This window comes from Mesorhizobium sp. M7A.F.Ca.AU.001.01.1.1 (assembly GCF_004022735.1).
Lineage (GTDB): Bacteria > Pseudomonadota > Alphaproteobacteria > Rhizobiales > Rhizobiaceae > Mesorhizobium > Mesorhizobium ciceri.
On sequence record NZ_RZPF01001202.1, the window covers coordinates 1 to 954 of the forward strand.

General features: G+C 63.7%; 1 protein-coding gene and 1 tRNA gene. One reads left to right on the forward strand and one right to left on the reverse strand.

Translation table 11 applies throughout. From position 1 onward, the window contains the following. Nucleotides 1-377: YqaA family protein (locus EN884_RS37065; protein ID WP_164760520.1), on the reverse strand; the 377-nt coding region annotated here is incomplete at its 3' end. A 274-nt stretch (nt 378-651) separates the two neighbouring features. Between EN884_RS37065 and EN884_RS37070 the strand changes: the two genes are divergently transcribed. Then, nucleotides 652-736, forward strand: a tRNA-Leu gene (locus tag EN884_RS37070). Nucleotides 737-954 lie beyond the last annotated feature (218 nt).

Genomic DNA, 954 nt, shown 5'->3' on the forward strand with positions numbered 1-954 from the left:
GTCACCACCTTGATCGGCGGCAGGTGGGCGGCACCCGACGTGATCAGCATCAGGACGATGAAGCCGACGCCGGCGCCCGCGCGCAGTTGCTCGAACTCGTCGTACTTGCCGTAGAATTCGAGGATCGGCCTGGCGACCGCGTCATAGGCATAGTGGCCGATGAACCAGCCGGCGATGCCGCCCAGCACCGAGGCGACGGTGGCGATCAGCGCATAGCGGTAGGCGCGATCCGGCCGCGACAGCGCCATCGGCAGATAGAGCACGTCGGCCGGCACCAGGAACACCGAGCTTTCGACGAAGGCGATGAAGGCCAGCCACCATTCGGCGGATTTGCGGGCCGCCAGCGACAGGGTCCAGTCGTAAAGTCCGCGAAGCATCGGCACTCCTAATGCGTGTCGTTCAATTGCGCAGGCAGGTTGGGGTGTAACGGCATGCACAGAACAAAGACCCAGCGCACGCCATCCGTCCCCGCAGACGTGCCGCGCTTTGATGCGCCGCCTGTCTAGAAAGATTTTCCGCGCTGCACAATGGCAGCCCCGTCACGAAATCGAAAGGCGCAGTTTGGTCGCATCCGGGGCGACGAGGAATTGGCCAGTTGACGAACAGGCCTCCAACCGTATAGTCCCGCGCCATCCAGGCCGCCCGGCCTGAGCCCCTATGGCGGAATTGGTAGACGCGCTCGACTCAAAATCGAGTTCCGCAAGGAGTGCTGGTTCGATCCCGGCTAGGGGCACCACCCTTCGCTCTCCGAGCTTCGGGTGGCAGGCCACTCGAAGTTCAATAGACGAAGGGCGTCACGGTCGCTTTGGCTCCCGATACGTCTCAGCAGGCGATCAACACGCTTTGCGCGCCACGCTGGGGTCGCCGTCATTGGCCGGGCCGATCTCGCCAGCTGCTAGCAATTCGTCGAATGTCCGTTCTAGGTCGGCGCTGTCATCGGCTGCCGGTCCGCTG